The sequence below is a fragment of the Gammaproteobacteria bacterium genome (genome assembly GCA_016200485.1).
In the GTDB taxonomy this organism is placed as follows: domain Bacteria; phylum Pseudomonadota; class Gammaproteobacteria; order Tenderiales; family Tenderiaceae; genus JACQEP01.
Genome location: JACQEP010000020.1, coordinates 58,797 through 77,229, shown reverse-complemented (window position 1 = coordinate 77,229; position 18,433 = coordinate 58,797). Strand labels below are relative to the sequence as shown.

Sequence of the window (18,433 nt, the reverse complement as noted above, 5' to 3'; positions counted from 1 at the left end):
GGATAAAATCAATCGGTTGCGCTGTCCCGCCGCTGCCCCGACGATTTCTGTTTTCGGGACAATCTGTCCCACGGATAACCGATACCGGGACAAGGTCGGGACACCTTACAAGGCCGTATCTTGTTGATTAGGTTAGATGTGTCCCGCTGCCCCGGTTGTCCCAAGAAAAATTCTTACCCATGCTTGCGATTATATCAATTTAGGTATATTTTATTATTATATCTGTATTGATATAATTAATTACGTTAATAGAGTGAGGCAGAATGGCAAGCAAAAAACCAGGCATTAAGAAAACCAAACGTGAATCCTCCTCAGATATCCAGGAACGTGCAGCATTAATGCTAGCTTTACAGCAGCATGTTGAACTACGTCCTGGTACACAAGCTGAAAAAGCCGAAGCCTTGGGCATTACACAACCGCGCTTGAACGATTTACTAAAGGATAGAATTGATAAATTTAGCCTTGACGGACTCGTCACACTAGCAACAAAAGCTGGGTTACGCGTTAATGTGAACGTCCAACCTGTGCAACTTCACTCAGGTTTAGGGAATATTAATCCCAGTCGCGGACCAGTATTATCAGTATTTGCACCCGCTCCCAGTGAATTGGGTAAATTGGATTCAAAATTAGGCACCAGTCTTTTTCTCAGCCTATTACGTTGCGAAGCCATCGCTGTTGGCATAAATCCAAAAGATGTAGTGCTATCACTAAATATCAATACTAAAGATGGCGGCATTGATGCAAAAGTCGACAATTCACCAACATCTAGCTCCTTGTTAGAAAAAGGCAGTACGTATTTTCAAATCAAAACTGGGGAAAGTTTTAAACCTTGGCAACCTGGCGCTTTGAAGAAAGAATTATTTGGCAAATCAAATGCCAGCCCATCAAAGAGGCTCTTGGGTAATGCAATTAGAAATTGTCTTGATCAAAACGGTACGTATGCTCTTGTGACTTTTGGTCACGATCTTTTGGGAGATGCGCATTCGCAAATAATTGAAGAGCTTATTAACTTATTTATGGACTGTGGCTATGCTGACCCAAAAGTACGTGTTTATGGGCAAGGCCAAATGGTTGGTGAGCTAGATAAATACCCGTCTATTTGTCTTGACTTAATTGGAATGGCCGATGGTGGTTTTTTATCTTTTAAAGGTTGGCGCTGCAATGCCCAAATGAAGTTGCCGCTGGAACTCGGTAATGAGCAAACGAGATTAATTAAAGATATACAAACATGCCTGCAAGAAGATACCACTCAGCACATCCGAATAATTGGTGATCCTGGAATCGGAAAGACTCGCCTAGTTATTGAGTCGGTTTCCATCGATGAAATAGCACCCTCAGTGATTTACGTTCCAACAGGCGAAGAATTTCAAAAAAGCAAGTTGTTCAACGAACTCCTCAAGCCTGATAGACACTATTATGCAACATTAGTCATTGATGACTGTGACAATAGGGATAGAGCATCAATTTGGTCCGCATTAAAAGGTCGTACTGGTATTAAATTAATCACCATCGATCACGGTCCAGACAACACCTATGACAGTACTATGAAGACATTTATTTGCCCTCAACTACAAGAAGAGCAAATAAAAAATATTTTACTTGGTTATCTTAAAAAAAATACTGATCTACACAATTGGGCTAATTGGTGTAGCGGATCACCTCGCGTTGCCCATGCTGTTGGAGAAAACCTTAAAAGCAACCCAGAAGACATTCTTAAATCACCGGCCGATGTACCTATCTGGGAGCGCTATATCATTGGCCATAAAGAGATGGATAGCCGGGATGCAGACCAATATCGGCTAGTACTGCGCCACATTGCTTTATTTCATCGATTTGGTTTTGAATCGCCGGTTAATGATGAAGCTCATTTTATCTGCCGTCTAATCCAAGAAATTGATCCAACCATTACTTGGGGACGATTCCAGATGATCGTTCAACACTATCGAAACAAACGCATATTGCAAGGTCGACATACGTTATTTATTGTACCTAAGGCTCTTCATATTCACCTTTGGGTTGAATTCTGGATTAACCACGGACACGGATTTAACTTTCAGGCTTTCTTAGAAAAGATTCCAGCCAGCATGAAACGCTGGTTTCTACAGTTATTTATTTATGCTCACGCAGCAGAGCCTGCCAAGAATGTTGTAAAAACCGTTTTATCTCCGAAAGGCCCATTTTCTGATCTGTCATTTCTTAAGTCAGAAACAGGGCTTAGATTTGTAAATTATTTGGCCGAAGCTGATCCCGCGTCTACACTTTCGATGCTCGAAAGAACTATTAATACTTGGACACATGAAGAACTATATAGTTGGACCTCTGGTCGGCAAGAGATAGTTTGGGCATTGGAAAAAATAGTGGCCTGGGACGAATTCTTCATTCGTGCAACCAATATATTAATCCCATTGGCATTGGCCGAGAATGCCAATAACTCCAACAACTCAAAAGGCCTCCTACTGAGTCTATTCAGTATTGGCATGGGATGGGCACCCACCGAGGCGCCACCGTCGAAACGGTTTCCTATCTTGCAAGATTTAGTCAAGAGCACTGACGCCAGCCGACGAGCATTAGGTTTAGAATTGTGTAATCGATGGCTAGAAACACATGGTGGCTATCGAATAATAGGTGCTGAGTATCAGGGGTTAAAGCCGCCGATTGAATTCTGGCGCCCAAACACTTACGGCGAGGTCTTCTGTTATTGGCGTGAAGTGATATGTCTTCTGCGTGATGAAATGAAAGGATTTAACGTTACTGATCGAAATCAGGCTGCCAATGTTTTAGTAGATGCCGCCAGTGGTCTTATAAGATTCAAAGAAATCTCAAATGAGCTGATGGGTATTTTACTTGAAATTGCGAGTGATAAGGAAATTAACCGAGGGTCGATCACTCAATTTGTTATATGGGAACTTCGCCAGAGAAATGAAAAATTAGATAAATCCACGCTTGCTAAAATCAGACAACTTGATCAGATATTAACTGGCGACTCACTGTGGGATAGAACTAATCGATACGTCATACATACTAATTGGGACGAAGACTACATGTTTCGTGGGGACGAATACAAAGAACTAGAAACTCCAAGCAAGCGCGTACGACAATTAGCTAAGGAATATATTAAAGACATAAATGTGTTTTCAGAGCACCTTCCAAAACTGCTCCGAGAATCTGGGCACAGATTGCCTGAACTAGGAATGGAATGTGGCAAGCTCGCCACCCCTGAATTTGATGAAGCAATATCATCACACATTCAATCAGACAGCAAGGCTATAAACGGGATTTTTATCGGTGGTTACATGTCGGGTGTTCGCACACAAGATGCTGCCCGCTGGGAAAGTCAAATACAACAATTACTAAACGACAAAGACACAATTGAAATCGCCATAGACTGTATCCGGCGATCTGGCGTTACAGAATCACTATTACGACGCATGCTTGATCTGCTAAAAGAAGGAGTATTAACTTCTAAGGCATTTGATAGATTTATTCTTAAGCAGGACATGAATGATATTCGTGATGTGTTTTTTCAAGAGATAATTACCACACTCCTACAGCATCCTGACAATACATCAGTGAGCATCTGTACGCAGCTTGTTCAGGACTACTATTTTAAAAATGATTCATCCAGTGAATTTCCTGAGCAACTCATATTTTTGGTTCTCACAGCCGTACCTCAAACCGAGAGCCAGGATCAGATGTATGGATATCATTGGCATGGAATAGCTAAAAGCTTTATAAAAAGCCATCCAAACCAAAGCATCGCATTACTCTCCCACATTTTAAACAATATGGGAATGATTTCTCATTATGGTACCTCGAATTATATTGCAAATATTGCTGACGAAATCGTAATGGCAAGCCCACATGAATCCTGGAAAATCATTTCCACATTCATGGATTCAAAGTCAAAAAATCATTATGAAATTCGATACTGGCTAGGTGATACAGGATCCGAAGACACGCCACACAAAGGCGCGATCAATTACATACCAGCTAAAGAAATCATTAACTGGATAAAAGAAGATACAGAACAAAGACTGTGGCTAATACAAGATGTATTGCCTAAAACTCTTGATCAAAATGAAGGCGGTCAACTAACACATTTGTTTATCGAAGAATTTTGTGACAATAATAAAATCGCAAACAGCTTGTTTGTACATTTCCATATAGGGGGCTGGTCTGGTTATGAGAGCAGCTACCTGTCAAGAAAGCGCGATTTAGCCAGGCGGTGGTTATCGGAAATTCCTTCCGCCAAGATTCAACTCTGGTTGGGGAAATTTATCGATTATCTAAGTAATCGTATTGAAACCGCGCAAATACAAGAAGAAAGAGAGTTCTAGCTTTCCAATATTTCTGCCAAGCTCTATTTAACCAAACAAAATCTTTACGATTCAAAATAAAAAGCCCGCTATTATGCGGGCTCTCATCGATTCATCAAGCAACACAATGCTCAGTTGCTTCCATATTGCTGCCACCAACTTTAACTACAGATCGGTGACAAAGCTCTAACCCATTGATTTAAATGGCTCCCCAGCGCGGACTCGAACCACGGACCCGGTGATTAACAGTCACCTGCTCTACCGACTGAGCTACTGGGGATCTCAGAACTCAAGAGGCCGCTATATTAATCGGACACCCATTTTAGGTCAATAGAATTTTGGCAACAATTGCCGTGCGGCAATGATGGTAACATACTGATTATGAACGACGATGATATCAGTCCTGAGGATAAGGCGCTGTTCCGCAAGATGGCGGGGAGAGTGAACCGCATGCGCCATGGGCAGGCGATACTGCCCAAACGCCGTCCGGCACCGATTCCGCACAAAATCCGGGCCGATGAGGCTCAGGTGGTAAAGGATATGCTCTCGGATGGATATGACCCGACCGAGGTGGCGACGGGCGATGAGCTTATGTTTGCCCGCCCCGGCCTCCAGCACGGGGTATTACGCAAGCTACGACGGGGGATGTTCAGCATTGGGGCGGAGCTGGATTTGCATGGGATGACAGTGGTTGAGGCGCGCCCTGCCCTCGCCCAGTTTCTCCATGACTGCCACCAGCGTCATGTGCGTTGTGTACGCATCATCCACGGTAAGGGCTATGGCTCGCAGCAAAAACAGCCTGTCTTAAAGGGTAAGGTGAATTCCTGGTTACGGCAGTGGGACGAGGTGTTGGCTTTTTGCTCGGCCCGGCTTGCCGATGGTGGCACGGGGGCGGTGTATGTGTTGTTAAGGGCGCAGAGAGATAGTTGAGGTGAATCGCCTGTGGCGATAGCTTGTTGGGCTACGGTTATGACTTCGCCTAACCCATCAACCTACATTTACTATGCGCTTATCGTCACCGTGGAGTACAGAACCAAACACGCGAGCATTTTGCGCATGGTGACGTGCAACAATTTGCCGTAATTTATGACGATTTCGTTCAAGCGCTTCTGAGGGACGCATAGGGCCTCTAGCAATAATACCGATAGGCTCGACTATATCAAACCTAGCCTGATAGTCAATATTATTTGGATAAACAGATAGTTACATACCGGCGTCAAGAGATTAAAAATACCGCGCCAATTCTAGCTGCACATAATCATCATTGCGAAACGGATACAGCGGGTCGGTGGTCGTTTTAACGGTGGCGCCACGAACTTCCAGTGATGCCTTCCAGGCTCGGGCAAAACGGCGGCTGGCTTCAATGCTGTAACTGTTGCTGTCGTGATCCAGATCAACAATGCCGCCCATGAGTATCTCGGTGCCTTGCACGTCATTGAAGTTCCAGCGCAGGCCAACAAACAAGTCGTTCTGATACGGTGTGGGTGCCTGTTCGTGGCGATTATCCATCAGGTATTCGGCGATTAACCCTAAATCCAATCCACTGTCTGTGATGCCGACCAGGGTATATTCAAAACCGGTAGTGGCGGCACTGTAGCGTTTGTGTTCTACATTTCTGGAAATCGCTTCCAGTTTCCAGATCCAGCCGCCAGCGATGGCCTGGACGCTGAGGCCGGTTTGTTGCATCAAGTTGTAGTGCGGGATCAGGACCGGATTACCGCTGGCATTCAGGCCAACGTTAAATGTCGGCTCGCGATTGGTGCCGGCAAACTGCGAGAGCCCGACATCCCAGTCACCAAAGGTTTTGGTCCAGCGCATGGCAAAATCCAGATGGTGATTTTTGTCCCTGGATTCATAGGTGGCGTCTTGCTGGGTATCCACTATCAAGGGCAAACGGAAACGGCCTTCGATGCCAGGGAAGGTGCGTTCACGAAAACCGGGTAAGGCAAACAAATCCAGTCGGCCCCAATCTTTGTTAAAGGCAAGATTGATCATCGGTTGACCGAGTTTGTCTTCCTGGTCCGGATTTTCAACGACGTCTGATTGATTGATGACATCGACCAGATGCTGCGATTCGGTGACGCCCCAGAATACTTTGCCAATGCCGAGGCGCAGCTCCCATTCATCATGCGCACTGAGCCAGGTGAGTTCACGAATATCAGCATGGTTGCGTTCATCATCTTTATCGCCACCACGCACAAACGGCACGAAGGTAATGCTGCTGCGATTGTCATTCCAGCCGAGATAAAATTCTGGTTGCAACACAAGTGTTGCACTGCCGTTTTGTTGTTGAGTGTCGAGTGCATCTTCAGTAAAGGCACGACCTTCCAGCGCTATGAAACCGGTCAGCCGTTTGGTGAATGCTGATTCTGGCGCTGCGGGTTGCGCTACTTCAACTGCTGCTGGTGCGGGTTCAGCCGGAGCCGGTTTTGCAATGGGTGGTGCCGGTTGCTGTGGCACGGGCCTGCCCAATACCGGTGCTGGCGGTGCTGCAAGCTCGGACGTTGGTTTGGCAATGACTTCTTCATCTGGGAAGCGGCGCAAGGTGCCAGTGACACCCTTATTTCGCAGGCGGTTTAACTGATAGCGTGCCTGATCAATTCGTTCAAAAGGACCCACCAAAAGCAAAATCGATTGTTTACCACTGGGGAGTTGTTGCAGACGTTCAACGGCCGGAAAGCCAAGCCGTTCGAGATTGCCGCGCTCAATGCGGACATTGGCGGGATCAGTATAAACACCGATTTGGACATAATCCGCCGCGGATGCCAGTGACAAGTAACCCCAAGCAGCCAGTGCCAGCGTTAATTTTGTCGCGCGTCCTTGCCCGCGTGGGCGGTCACCAATCATCCTCATCCTTAATGCAAACGCATCAAATCGTCCACCTGGAAATCTTTATCCTTCAGACCCGTGCGGAAGCGGTAATTTTTCCAAAACAGGCGAGTCGATTTTCCAGTTTGATGGTTTTCCATGAAAATTTCCATCGGCCGCCAGTGATTCTCGAGAAACTTGCGATACTGTGGAACAGTTAATGTTTTGAGTAGCGCATTCTTGCGATCGTAGTATTCGATTTTTTGCTGACGATATTCCTGTTTATCCAGCCAAACAATCTGCCGAGTGTAACCTGAGTTTTCATCGACCGGATAACGTTCGTAGACGAAACAATCCATGCCATTGCATTTTTCGTCACGCAGATATTTATAGGTGTATTTTTCAACCTCTTGTGAGCCGATATCTTCATAGGCAAATTCACTGCCCATAAACGGGCCGGATTTATTATTGGAGGCGATACGCTTTACCCGCTTCAAGGCTGGCAGATATAACCATTGATCATCGGATTGGGTCTTATGCGAGAAGGTCAACATGGCGGTGCCTGCCACATCTGGCGGATCATCGAAGATGGAAAGACTTTTGTCGCCATTGGTGGCAACTTCCAGAGTGCGAATCCGAATCTTGCGCTTGGTCTCTTCACCTTGCTTGTTGCGCAGGGTCATTTCCATGTCGGCGACAAAATCGCCGAAACCCTCACCGCGATGGTCAGCTTCGCGGGCGACGGCCAACCCCTTTTCCTCCGCCGTTTCCGCCCACACATTACCGCTACTTAACAACGGTAAATACAAGGCGGCGAGCGCGATGATTTTACACCACTTTTGCATTCCGCTTCTCCTAAAACATTAATAACAACGCTGGCAATAACAGAACCAGTATAACGCTCAGTCATTGAGGCCCTCATTACTATCATCTTGGCAGCATGACGTCCCGGCCCGCTTTCTGTCAATCATGTGAAGAAGCTGCGGACTCTGGCGTAATGTGAGAAAATACGCGACCTTATGGAAGCCACCGGACTTAGTACAACAGCCCCCACTCCTGCGCTGAGCAACCCCTTTGCACCGCCAATCCCGGCGCGGGCGGGTGAGCGGCTCGCCTGGGGCCGACTCTATGGCAGCAGCTTTGGCATGATCGTGAGCCAGGCCGCCCGACGCCACGCGGGGCCGCTGATCGTCGTCACTGCCGATATGGCGACCACGATCCGCCTGGAATATGAATTACGCTTTTTCCTGGCGGGGGAACCCGAGATCCCGGTGATCCCGTTCCCGGACTGGGAAACCCTGCCCTACGATATTTTTTCGCCACATCAGGACATCACTTCGCAGCGGCTGGAGGCCCTGTCGCGCCTGCCCGGCATGCAACGCGGCATCCTGATCATCCCGGCGACCACGGCGATGCACCGTCTGCCGCCACGTGATTATGTGGAAGGCCACAGTCTAAATCTGGATGTCGGCGAAAAGCTTGATATCAATGCCCTGCGCAAGCGCCTGGAGCGCAACGGCTATCGTTGTGTGTCGCAAGTGATGGAGCACGGTGAATTTGCAGTGCGCGGCTCATTGGTGGATTTGTTCCCGATGGGCAGCCGCGACCCCTATCGCATCGACCTGTTCGATAACGAGATCGAAACCATTCGAGTCTTTGATCCTGAGACGCAACGCTCGGAAGATACGGTGGCTCAGGTGCGCTTGTTACCGGCGCGCGAATTTCCGCTCAATGAAGAAGCGATCAGCCGCTTCCGGCAGGCATTTCGCGCCGAATTTGAAGGTGATCCGCAACGCGTTACGGTGTATCGCGATGTCACGCAGGGCATCGCCTCACCTGGCATTGAATATTATTTGCCCTTGTTTTTTGAAACCACCGCTACGCTGTTTGATTATTTACCTGCGAACAGCGCCGTCATTCTCGAAGAAGGGGTCGAACAGGCCGCAGATCAATTCTGGCATGAAGTCACCGATCGCCATGAACAGCGCCGCTACGACATCGAACGGCCGATACTCGCGCCTGACCGTCTTTTTTTGCAAGCCAATGAAATCTTCGCCGGCATAAAACAATCGCCGCGTGTTGATTGCCATCATTTTGAGCTTGAAGCGGCGAGTGGTGTCATCAATTTCAGCACGCAAGCAACGCCGATACTTACCGTCAATGCCCGCGCGCCACATCCGCTGGCGGCGTTGATGACCTTCATCAATGGCTTTCACGGCCGGATACTGTTTGCCGCTGAAACCAGCGGCCGCCGTGAAGCGCTGCTGGAAATGCTCAAACGCGAAGGTATCCAGCCAAAGCAGTATGCCACCTGGCAGGAATTTCTTGCGGATAGCAATCCGATTGGCATCAGCGTTGCGGCACTTGATAAAGGTTTGGTGCTGACTGATCCCGCAATCGCAGTGATTAGTGAGTCACAGCTTTTTGGCGAACAAGCGCTCCAACGCCGCCGCCGTAAAAAGTCGAAACGTGGTGATAATGATGCTGTCGTTCGCAGTCTGACCGAACTGATGCCGGGCAGTCCGGTGGTTCATGAAGACCACGGTGTTGGCCGTTATCTTGGACTGCAAAATCTCGATATCAACGGCCTGGAGACCGAATTTTTAACATTGGAATATGCTGGCGGCGACAAACTTTACGTGCCGGTGTCGTCTTTGCATTTGATCAGCCGTTATACCGGCACCGCGCCGGAAAATGCACCGCTACATAAACTGGGTACCGATCATTGGCAAAAGGCTAAACGCAAGGCGGCGGAAAAAGCCAATGATGTCGCCGTCGAGTTGCTTGATATTTACGCCCGCCGCGCGGCGCGTAAAGGACATGCCTATGATTCGCCCGACGATCAATATCGCGCCTTTGCCAGCGCCTTCCCGTTCGAGGAAACTGCGGATCAGGAAGAAGCCATCAACGCCGTATTGCAGGATATGGTGGCCGAAAAACCGATGGATCGCTTGATTTGCGGCGATGTGGGTTTTGGCAAAACCGAAGTTGCCATGCGTGCCACGTTCATGGCTGTGCATGGCGGCAAACAGGTCGCCGTGCTGGTGCCGACCACATTGCTGGCACAACAACACTACCAAACCTTCCGCGACCGTTTCGCCGATTGGCCGGTACGGATTGAAGTGCTCTCCCGCTTTCGTTCCAAGAAGGAACAGGATCAGGTATTGGAAGACCTGACTACAGGTAAAGTCGATATCGTCATCGGCACGCATAAATTGCTTCAGACGGGGGTCAAATTCGACAAATTGGGCTTGGTGATCCTCGATGAAGAGCATCGTTTCGGCGTGCGGCAAAAAGAGCGATTGAAGGCGTTACGCGCTGAAGTCGATGTGCTCACGCTTACCGCAACACCCATCCCGCGTACATTGAACATGGCGCTGTCCGATCTGCGCGATTTGTCGATCATAGCGACACCGCCATCGCGTCGACTGGCGATTAAAACATTCATTCGCCAATGGGACAGTAATCTGATCCGTGAGGCCTGCCTGCGCGAAATCAAGCGTGGTGGGCAGGTTTATTTCCTGCACAATGAAGTTGATACTATTGAAAAACAGGCAAAGGAGCTGGAAGCACTGATCCCAGAAGCCCGTATTGTGATTGGCCATGGCCAGATGCGCGAACGCGACCTGGAACAGGTGATGCTCGATTTTTATCATCAGCGTTTCAACATTCTGCTCTGCACCACTATCATCGAAACCGGTATCGACGTCCCCAGCGCCAACACCATCATCATGAATCGCGCCGATAAACTCGGCCTGGCGCAGTTGTATCAATTGCGCGGCCGCGTCGGCCGTTCTTATCATCAGGCCTATGCCTACTTGATCGTGCCACCTAAAAACAGCATGACCGCCGACGCCGTCAAACGCATGGAGGCCATAGAGTCACTCGAAGGCTTGGGCGCTGGCTTTACGCTCGCCAGCTACGACCTGGAAATCCGCGGCGCGGGTGAATTACTCGGTGAAGATCAAAGCGGTCAGATTCAGGAAGTCGGTTTTGGGATGTACACTGAATTGCTCGAACGCGCCGTGCGGGCGCTCAAATCCGGCAAAATGCCGAATCTCGATCAGCCGCTGGCCATGCATGCCGAAATTGATCTCAAGATCCCGGCCCTGATCCCGGCCGATTATTTGCCCGATGTCCACAGCCGCTTGGTGATGTACAAGCGCATCGCCAACGCCGCCAATACTGACGAATTGCGCGAACTGCAAGTCGAGATGATCGATCGCTTCGGCCTGCTGCCGCTCCAGGTCAAGAACCTGTTCCGGATTACAGAACTTAAACTTATGGCCGAGCCGCTGGGCATCAAGAAGATCGAGGCTGGCCCCCAGGGCGGCCGCCTGATCTTTGGACCGGAGCCCAAGCTCAACGCCGAGGCCCTGATCCAGCTGATCCAGCGCGATCACAGGACCTATAAACTGGAAGGCCGGGAAAAGCTGCGCTTCCAGATGAAACTGGAAGATCCCGAGGCCCGCATCGAGACTATCGAAAAGCTGCTGACCCGCCTTGCGGCTTAGCCGTGCGCTTAATAGGCCTATAACTTTAATGGCCTAAAAATACTCGACTCAATTGCTAAGGCTGGGTAATATTGAGAGGCTATCTGGTTCCAAGAGACCAACGTTCAATAACAATATTCAATTTTTGGGGGATCGCATGTCTAACGTAACTGAGAAAAAAACCAAGAAAAGCAGCTTGAGCCTGGCACTGGGTTCATTAGTAGTCGGCCTGGCGGCCGGCCCGATCACTGCCTTCTTCAGCACCGTGCTGGGACTGGCGATGTTCAGCCTTTCTGTACTGATGATTTATCAAGCCAGCTAATTATTCACCGTGCGGTTGCGCAAACAACCGCACGGCGCTTTCCTACCCCAGCAACTTCAGAAATTCATCTTCCTCAAGAATCGGGATTCCGAGTTCCTCCGCCTTCGCTAACTTGGAACCCGCTTCAGCGCCTGCAACCACGTAATCCGTCTTTTTGGATACGCTGCCCGCGACTTTGGCACCGAGAGATTGAAGTTTTTCTTTGGCTTCATCACGGGTCAGACTCATCAGTGTACCGGTCAAGACAAATGTTTTACCGGCAAGCGGCTGCTGCGCCACTGCACGTTTTGGCATCGTCGGCCAGTGCACGCCCGTCCGCCGCAATTTTTCAATGACTTCGAGATTATGGCGCTGCTTGAAAAAGGCATGAATATGCGCCGCCACCACCGGACCGACATCTGGCGTTTCCTGTAGTTGTTCTTCGCTGGCCTGTTCAATAGCTTCCAGACTACCAAAATGTTGAGCCAGCGTTTGCGCCGTCGCCTCACCGACCTCACGAATACCGATCGCGTACAAGAAACGCGGCAAAGTAGTTTGTTTACTGTGCTCCAGTGCGTCGATCAAATTCATGGCTGATTTTTCCGCCATTCGTTCCAGACCCGCAACTTGATCAACAGTCAACGAATAGAGATCGGCGATATCCTCTATTAAATTTTTTTCGACCAATTGATCAATTAATTTTTCACCAAGCCCTTCAATATCCATCGCCCGCCGCGAAGCGAAATGCCGGATTGCTTCCTTGCGTTGGGCACTACAAAACAGTCCGCCAGTACAACGCGCGATTGCTTCACCCTCGGGTTTAATCACTTCAGAGCCACATATTGGGCACTTGTCCGGCATCTGGAAGATACGCGCATTGCTGGGGCGACGCGATAACACCACCGAGGCGACTTCCGGAATCACATCACCGGCACGACGCACAATCACCGTATCCCCGATCCGCACATCCTTGCGCCGTACTTCATCTTCGTTATGGAGTGTGGCATTACTTACCGTAACTCCGCCAACAAAGACGGGCTCCAGACGCGCCACCGGCGTGATGGCGCCGGTACGGCCAACCTGCACTTCAATATCGAGCACTGTGGTCATTTCTTCTTGCGCAGGAAATTTATGGGCCACCGCCCAACGCGGAGCGCGAGCAACAAAACCCAATTCTTCACGCTGATCGAGACGATTTACCTTGTACACGACGCCATCGATGTCATATTCGAGGTTAACTCGCTGGTCACCAATGGCCTTGAAGTAATCCAGTAAAGCAGTGACGCCTTTAACTCGCTTTATTTCGGGCGATACCCGTATCCCCCACTCGCGCAGCTGTTTGAGCATCGAATAATGATCCGCAGGCAGTTTTCCATCCTGAACATCACCGACACCATAACAATAAAAAGCCAGTGACCGGGTGGCAGTAATCCGCGGATCGAGTTGCCGTAAGCTGCCGGCGGCTGCATTGCGGGGATTCGCAAACTCTTTCTCGCCCTTTTCTCGGGCACAACGATTTAATTCTTCGAAGCCATGTTTTGGCATATAGATCTCGCCCCGTACTTCCAGTAGTTTGGGATAATCTTTGCCAAAGAGTTTTAATGGAATCGAGGGGATAGTACGGACATTGTGCGTCACGTCTTCTCCGGTGACACCATCGCCACGCGTTGCGGCCTGCACCAATATCCCATCCTCGTAACGTATGCTGACGGCAAGCCCATCAAGCTTGGGTTCAGCGGTGTACTCCACCCAATCAACCCCGAGACGCTCGCGCACACGCCGATCAAAATCCTTCACTTCCTCGTCACTGAAGGCATTATCCAAGGAGAGCATCGGCAAACGATGCTTGACTTCGCCGAATTCTTTAACCGGCTTGGCCCCGATCCGCTGGGTCGGTGAATCAGACGTGATCAATTCAGGATGTGCCGTTTCCAGCTGTTGCAGATTGCGTAACAAACGATCATATTCAGCGTCCGGGATTTCGGGCGCATCAAGCACATAATAGAGATAGTTGTGATAATTGATCTCGTCACGCAGCTGCTTAATCTGCGCTTCGATTGAATGAGTTTTAGTCATGGCTCAGCGATGAGCAAAAATTAAGCGGCCTGCCACTTCAGATCATATTCGGCAATTTTCTGCCGTTGAAAATCAATCGCCGATTTGGTCAGTACATTACGTGCTTCATCACGTACATCACCGCCCAATTTATCAGCGATCTTGCGCGCGGTGGTCAGCATGAGGTCAAAGGTTTCCAGACTATTGCCATTTTGATTGGGCACCTGAATAAACAGGCTCAGACAAGGCGTCGTCATGCTATCGATGGTGCGTAAATCAAAAACACCAGGCTTAACGCCGTTGACCAAACTAAAGAGTGGCACATCGCCTTTTTTGTAATGGAAAATATTCATATCACCAATGCGCATTCCGGCATCCTGTACCGCACCGACCACACCCGGACCGGTAAAATGCAAGCCGGTAGGTGCGACGATATTAATCGCAATAATCCAGTTGGGTGCGCCATCGCGATACACGGATAATGGCGACTCTTCAGCTTCCGGCTTCTTTTCACGCTCAGTACGCAAACGCCCAAATAACGAACGTGTCGCTTCTTTTTCCTTGGACGTGGACTCAGCCACAGGCTCAGGAGTAACGCTAACCTTTCGATTGATAACGGCTACAGCGGGTTCCTTTTGGCTCGGTGCAGCCGGAGCCGCATGCAATGAATCATCGACGACTACAGGTTTCGAGCCTTGCTGCTTCGGTGCCTCATCGGTAAACAAGACTCTGTGATCGACCTCATCCCAGCTACGATGCGGCTTTGCCCGCATCCTGGCGACACCTGCCAGGATCAACACTGCTCCAATGACGATAAGCACTAATACCAATGAATCCATGTCGTTCTTAATCCTTGTATTGGCCGCGATCAACTTGCGGCCAATTTTACCGCCTCTTCGACATCGACCGCTACCAAGCGCGACACACCCGGTTCGTGCATGGTGACACCTGTTAGCTGCTCAGACATTTCCATCGTCGCCTTGTTATGGGTGATGAAAATAAACTGTACGGTTTCCGACATTTCCTTCACCATTTTGCAGAAACGGCCAACGTTGGCTTCATCCAGCGGTGCGTCCACCTCGTCGAGCATACAGAATGGGGCCGGATTCAGCTGGAAGATGGAGAACACCAGCGCCACCGCCGTCAGCGCCTTTTCACCGCCCGAGAGCAAATGAATCGAGCTGTTGCGCTTGCCCGGTGGTCGCGCCATGACGGTAACACCCGTATCGAGCAAATCTTCGCCGGTCATTTCAAGATAGGCATGACCACCACCGAACAGGCGCGGGAATAACGTCTGAAAGCCCTTGTCTACCTGATCGAAGGTATCCTTGAAACGAGTGCGCGTTTCCTTGTCGATCTTGCGGATCGCATTTTCCAGCGTCGTCAGTGCCTCGATCAGGTCGGCATACTGCGCATCGAGATAACCTTTACGCTCGGATTGTTCCTTGAACTCATCGATCGCCGCCAGGTTGATCGCGCCCAAGCGGCTGATCTTTTGGCCGATCTCGTTGACCTGCTCCTGCCACTGCGGCTCATTGGCACCTTCCAGCAACTGACCAAAGGTTTCTTCCATATTGAGCCCGGTTTCAGCAAATTGCTCGAGTACGGTCTGACGCCGGACACGAAATTCCTGGCTTGCCATCCGCATCTGCTCAAGCTCGGTGCGAATCTCCTGCGATTTTTGCTCTGCCTGATGCCGCTGATCGCCGGCCTCACGCATGGCGTGGTCAATCTCTTCTACTGCACGCCGCGCCTGTAACAATTCCTCTTCCACACCCAAACGTTGCTGAAGCAACTCTTCAAGCTGCGTCACCATCTCTGCAATTGGATTCTCCGTGCCCTGAAGGGTCGATTGCAGCTCTTCACGGCGGCGCTCAAGATGCACCATCTGGCCCTGCATCCGCTCCAGGCGTTGACGGGTGCCTTCCAATTGCGTGCGAATCGATTGCAGTTTCAGGGCAATTTCATGGGCGGTATCACGATCCTGACGTGCGCGTTGACGGCGCTGTTCCAGTTGGTCACGCAGCTCATCACGCTGCTGCATCAATTGCTCGCGGCGTTGATTGTAGCCTTCGGACAAGTTCAAGGCTTCATCAAGGCGGGCGCGTGACTGCGCCAGATGCTCCTCATTTTGAGCACGTTGCTGTTGCAACTCGCTGAGTTCCTGCTCCAGCCGTTGCTTGCGATTGTGATATTGCTGCAAGCGTTCCTGGCGGGCGCTCAATTGAGATTCAACCCGCGACAATTGTTGCGTGGCTTGCTGCAAGGAGACCTGCAACTGATCTCGGTTGCGTTCAAGATCACGCAGACGCACGCGGCTGCTTTCCAACTGCTGCTGCAATTCGCCCGTCCGGGCCGACAATTCTTCCAATGACTGTCCGAGTTCGCGCAATTCCTGTTCGCGTTGCAAAACACCGGATTTTTCATCATTGCCACGCGCCGCACGCAACCAATCGTAGCCGACCCAAATACCATCACGGGTCACGACCGATTCATGTATCTGCAATTGCGAACGCAGAGCGAGCGCCTCATCCAGCGTTTCGGCGACATAAATACCACCCAGGAACGAATCCAGCGAACGAGATGACTTCACCTTGCCCAGCAAAGGTTGCGCCAGCGTACCATTGATTGCTGATTTGGCCGGGGTACTCACATCAAATATCGTCACCGCACCTTGATTGAGCTGGCCCAGTGCCGCGGTGACTGCCTGCATCCCTTCAACGCACACAGCTTCAAGGTGCAAACCCAGCACCAATTCCACCGCCCGCTCCCAACCGCGCTCGACATCAAGGTTCTGCGCCAGGCGCTTGGCGTTACCCAATCCCTGCGCATCAAGCCACTGACCGACGGCGCGTTGATCTTTACCCAGCGCCTGTTGTTGCAGTGCTTCCAGTGACGACTTGCGACCCTGCATGCTCTGCATCCGGCTGCGCTCGGCATCCAGTTCAGTGTTCAGGGTTTGCACCAGCTCACGCTCGTGCGTGATTTGCTCCGCCTGCTGCTCCAGTTCAAATCGCAGTTGCACTTGCTGTTCCTCGATCTGCGCCCGCTCCAGATGCAGTTGTTCAATCTCTTTATCCAGTTCGCCCGCCGACAGGCCGCGCAATTCATCTTCCAATCGCGCCAAACGGCCAGACAATTGGCTCAAACCCTGCTCCAGATGCTGAATCCGCGCCCGCTCGACCTCGGCGCTGCGCATCTGTTCTGACGACTGGCGGTTAAACTCATCCCATTCTGACTGCCAGGCATGCATTGCCGATTCAGCCTCGGCCAGAATAGCGGAAGATTCAGTCTCGGCATTGCGCGCAGTCTGCAATTGCTCATCGTGAATCAAATCTGCTTCTTCAAGTCTCAGGATGGAGGACTGATCGCTCTCCAGGTGCTGCATCGCCTCTTGCCAGTTGCGCTCCAACTCCGCCAGTTCGCGCTCTTTCTGGGCGCGCGTTTCTTTGGCGTGCTGAATGCTTTGCTCCAGACGGGCGATCTCGGAACCCAGGGCGTAATAGCGGCCCTGGATTTCATTGAATTTCTCATTGACCTCGATTTGCTGTTCGCGCTGATTCTCGATCACCGCCTCAACCCGGCGCAATTCAGCAATCGCGGCCTCAAGCTTGGTCTCCTGTGATTGAATCTGCTTGTCGCGCTCATCCACCAGCGTGTTCAGACTTTGATAACGCAAGGCCAGCAACTGTGCCTTCAACAGCCGCTCTTCCTGCTTCAATTCCTTGTAACGCTCGGCAGTTTTGGCTTGGCGTTGCAGCGTGTTGATGCGCTTTTCCAGCTCCTCTCGCAGGTCATTGATGCGATCCAGATTCTCCCGGGTGTGCTTAATGCGGGTTTCAGTCTCGCGGCGGCGTTCTTTGTATTTTGAAATGCCCGCGGCTTCCTCGATGAACACGCGCAAATCTTCCGGCTTGGCCTCGATCAGGCGCGAAATCATGCCTTGTTCGATAATGGCGTAACTGCGCGGCCCCAGACCGGTGCCCAGGAAGATGTCCGTAATGTCGCGGCGGCGGCACTTGGTGCCGTTGAGGTAATAGTTGGATTGGCCATCACGCGACAACTGACGCTTGATCGAGATCTCGGCGTAGCTGGCATATTCACCGCCCAGTTTGCCCTCGCAGTTGTCGAAGACCAGTTCCACGATCGCCTGGCCCACCGGCTTGCGCCCCGTGGAACCGTTGAAGATCACATCCGCCAGCGAGTCACCGCGCAGATTCTTGGCCGAGCTTTCACCCATCACCCAACGCACGGCGTCAATGACATTCGACTTACCGCAACCGTTCGGCCCGACAACGCCGACCAGATTACTCGGCATCGGGACAGTCGTGGGATCAACAAAGGATTTAAAACCGGCCAGCTTGATCTTTTTCAAACGCATAAATACTCAACCTTCCGCTGAAACTGCACAGATTTTCGCGCTACAATAGGCCATGATCGTACCAGAGCCTTCGGCCAAC

Annotated in this window: 9 protein-coding genes and 1 tRNA gene; 4 read left to right on the top strand and 6 right to left on the bottom strand. The window is 50.6% G+C overall.

Annotation, left to right across the window (positions count from 1 at the left end):
- Window positions 1-317: 317 nt before the first annotated feature.
- On the top strand, window positions 318-4,337 hold the full coding sequence (locus HY272_12810; GenBank protein MBI3773565.1) for an XRE family transcriptional regulator: 4,020 nt from the start codon (window positions 318-320) through the stop codon (window positions 4,335-4,337).
- Between the two features lie 183 nt (window positions 4,338-4,520).
- On the opposite strand, the gene HY272_12805 is transcribed toward HY272_12810, so the two are convergent.
- Window positions 4,521-4,596 (bottom strand) — tRNA-Asn (locus tag HY272_12805).
- Between the two features lie 101 nt (window positions 4,597-4,697).
- Here HY272_12805 and HY272_12800 point away from each other — a divergent pair.
- Complete coding sequence (locus HY272_12800; GenBank protein MBI3773564.1) at window positions 4,698-5,246, top strand: Smr/MutS family protein; 549 nt, start codon at window positions 4,698-4,700, stop codon at window positions 5,244-5,246.
- A 294-nt stretch (window positions 5,247-5,540) separates the two neighbouring features.
- On the opposite strand, the gene HY272_12795 is transcribed toward HY272_12800, so the two are convergent.
- Together HY272_12795 and HY272_12790 are read right to left on the bottom strand one after the other, a co-directional pair.
- Window positions 5,541-7,163: an SPOR domain-containing protein gene (locus HY272_12795; GenBank protein ID MBI3773563.1), complete on the bottom strand. Its 1,623-nt coding sequence runs from the start codon at window positions 7,161-7,163 to the stop codon at window positions 5,541-5,543.
- Between the two features lie 8 nt (window positions 7,164-7,171).
- A complete protein-coding gene (locus tag HY272_12790) occupies window positions 7,172-7,969 on the bottom strand; it encodes an outer membrane lipoprotein-sorting protein (protein ID MBI3773562.1) in 798 nt (265 codons plus the stop codon).
- Between the two features lie 174 nt (window positions 7,970-8,143).
- On the opposite strand from HY272_12790, the gene mfd reads away from it, so the two are divergent.
- Together mfd and HY272_12780 are read left to right on the top strand one after the other, a co-directional pair.
- Entirely contained in the window at window positions 8,144-11,638 is a 3,495-nt protein-coding gene (mfd, locus tag HY272_12785; protein ID MBI3773561.1) for a transcription-repair coupling factor, read from the top strand.
- Between the two features lie 136 nt (window positions 11,639-11,774).
- Window positions 11,775-11,939 carry a hypothetical protein gene (locus HY272_12780; protein ID MBI3773560.1) on the top strand — a complete coding sequence of 55 codons (165 nt, stop codon included), beginning with the start codon at window positions 11,775-11,777 and terminating at the stop codon, window positions 11,937-11,939.
- Between the two features lie 42 nt (window positions 11,940-11,981).
- Here HY272_12780 and ligA read toward each other — a convergent pair whose 3' ends face one another.
- Genes ligA through smc form a run of 3 tightly spaced genes read right to left on the bottom strand, consistent with a single transcriptional unit; the run spans window position 11,982 to window position 18,354 of the window.
- The gene (gene ligA, locus HY272_12775; GenBank protein ID MBI3773559.1) at window positions 11,982-13,994 is read right to left on the bottom strand and encodes an NAD-dependent DNA ligase LigA; all 2,013 of its coding nucleotides are present in this window, start codon (window positions 13,992-13,994) and stop codon (window positions 11,982-11,984) included.
- A 20-nt stretch (window positions 13,995-14,014) separates the two neighbouring features.
- Entirely contained in the window at window positions 14,015-14,812 is a 798-nt protein-coding gene (gene zipA, locus HY272_12770; GenBank protein ID MBI3773558.1) for a cell division protein ZipA, read from the bottom strand.
- Window positions 14,813-14,841: 29 nt separating this feature from the next.
- Window positions 14,842-18,354, bottom strand: coding sequence for a chromosome segregation protein SMC (smc, locus tag HY272_12765; protein ID MBI3773557.1), 3,513 nt, complete (start codon window positions 18,352-18,354; stop codon window positions 14,842-14,844).
- Window positions 18,355-18,433: the final 79 nt, after the last annotated feature.

Excerpts from the sequence above, each read along its gene's own strand:
- HY272_12800 (MBI3773564.1), top strand. The coding sequence starts at position 4,698 with ATGAACGACGATGATATCAGTCCTGAGGATAAGGCGCTGTTCCGCAAG.
- HY272_12795 (MBI3773563.1), bottom strand. The coding sequence starts at position 7,163 with ATGATTGGTGACCGCCCACGCGGGCAAGGACGCGCGACAAAATTAACG.
- HY272_12790 (MBI3773562.1), bottom strand. The coding sequence starts at position 7,969 with ATGCAAAAGTGGTGTAAAATCATCGCGCTCGCCGCCTTGTATTTACCG.
- mfd (MBI3773561.1), top strand. The coding sequence starts at position 8,144 with ATGGAAGCCACCGGACTTAGTACAACAGCCCCCACTCCTGCGCTGAGC.
- HY272_12780 (MBI3773560.1), top strand. The coding sequence starts at position 11,775 with ATGTCTAACGTAACTGAGAAAAAAACCAAGAAAAGCAGCTTGAGCCTG.
- ligA (MBI3773559.1), bottom strand. The coding sequence starts at position 13,994 with ATGACTAAAACTCATTCAATCGAAGCGCAGATTAAGCAGCTGCGTGAC.
- zipA (MBI3773558.1), bottom strand. The coding sequence starts at position 14,812 with ATGGATTCATTGGTATTAGTGCTTATCGTCATTGGAGCAGTGTTGATC.
- smc (MBI3773557.1), bottom strand. The coding sequence starts at position 18,354 with ATGCGTTTGAAAAAGATCAAGCTGGCCGGTTTTAAATCCTTTGTTGAT.